At 46.4% G+C, this 1,601-nt stretch carries 2 protein-coding genes; both read left to right on the top strand.

The genetic code is table 11. The annotated features are described in order from the left end of the window. Positions 1–480 (top strand): tyrosine-type recombinase/integrase (locus tag L876_RS0116260; protein WP_028764761.1); only part of this gene is annotated, 480 nt, incomplete at its 5' end. After that, the gene (locus tag L876_RS0116255) at positions 477–1,559 is read left to right on the top strand and encodes an IS91 family transposase (protein WP_028764760.1); all 1,083 of its coding nucleotides are present in this window, start codon (positions 477–479) and stop codon (positions 1,557–1,559) included. The genes L876_RS0116260 and L876_RS0116255, both read left to right, overlap by 4 nt. Positions 1,560–1,601: the final 42 nt, after the last annotated feature.

Raw genomic sequence — 1,601 nt, 5'->3', positions numbered from 1 at the left:
CTCCGCCTTGGTGAGGGCATATCTTTGCAAGTTGGGGATATCGATTCACAGTTAATGCAGGTGCATATTCGTAACGCTAAAGGAGGAAAGGACAGGCTGGTTCCGTTACCTAAACGTACTTTACTAGCACTACGTTATTACTGGCAAACCCATCGCCATCCCCGCTACCTATTTCCCGGTAAAGATAACAAGTCTGACTCATTGATGGACAAAGGCGGGATCCAAAAAGCGCTAAAACGAGTCATTGCTGAGTGCAACATTCATAAATCCATCAGCCCTCATAATCTACGTCACAGCTATGCCACTCACTTGCTAGAACAAGGATTAGATCTGCGCTCCGTTCAAAGCCTACTCGGTCATAACAGCCTTAATACCACTGCACGATATACACGGCTTACCCAAATCACCCGCAAGAACACAGTCGAGGCCATTAACCTGCTGACAGAGAGCTTAGCGCTGAAGTGGGAGTATGACGTATGAAGTTCATCGATATTTTACGTGACCATCTTGATGCGTTTAATCAGACATACGAGCAACAGATAACAACCGCGATGCGGCAAGCCATTTATTCGATGCTCAGTTGCCGCACCAATACTGAACGCACGAGTCATTGGGTCTGTCAGAGTTGTACTCATACCACTGATTATCCACTCTCATGTGGTCACCGGAGCTGCCCTCAATGCCAGCACAACACCACTATAGATTGGCTCAACAAGCAGCAAGCTAAACTACTACCCGCTGAGTATTACATGGTGACTTTTACCCTACCTTTTGAGCTTCGAGTCATTGCAAAACATCAACCTGAGTTGATCTATCAAGCTATGTTTTCAGTTGCTGCCAGTGTACTTAAAGACTTTGCACACAACTCAAAATCACTTGGTGGAGAGATAGGTTTCACGGGAGTACTGCATACCCACAGCAGACGCCGAGACTACCATCCGCATCTTCACTTCATCATTCCCGCTGGAAGCTTCAACAAAGACAAAAGGCAGTGGCGCAAAAGCAAAGGGAAATATCTGTTTAACGCTTTTAATCTCGCTACAGTGTGGCGAGCAAGATTGCTGGAATGCCTGACAAAGAAGCTAGATATCACACTTCCAGCTGCTATCCCCAAGAAGTGGGTGGTAGATTGCCAACATGTTGGCAAAGGCTTACCCGCACTGAAGTACTTATCAAGATACCTCTATCGCGGTGTATTGCCTGATAAAAATATCATCAGTAATATCGATGGGCACGTCAGCTTTGAGTATCTGGACAGCCAAACTCAGACCAATAAAGTGCGTACCTTACCCGCGATAGAGTTCCTATGGTTAGTGCTGCAGCATGTTTTGCCTAAAGGGTTACGACGAGTCAGAGATTATGGGTTACTTAGCGGGAACTTCCGCAAGTTGAGGCAACAAATACAATTGATGTTCGCTGTCGCAGGGGCAGTATTTCTCCTAGCCGAAGAAGCAAAACGCATTGCAGCAATACGGCCATGCCCTTGCTGCCAGCAGCCGATGACATTTATGGGTATCTATCTCAACAGGCGACCGACGAGTTTAGCTGTCACAACCTAGCGTTGGAAGAATAAGGATAACGGTAATACTGAGTAAAAGGAG

It is taken from the genome of Shewanella colwelliana ATCC 39565 (genome assembly GCF_000518705.1).
GTDB classification, from domain to species: domain Bacteria; phylum Pseudomonadota; class Gammaproteobacteria; order Enterobacterales; family Shewanellaceae; genus Shewanella; species Shewanella colwelliana.
The sequence above is the reverse complement of the archived record's forward strand: the minus strand, read 5'-3'. Positions and strand labels throughout refer to the sequence as shown.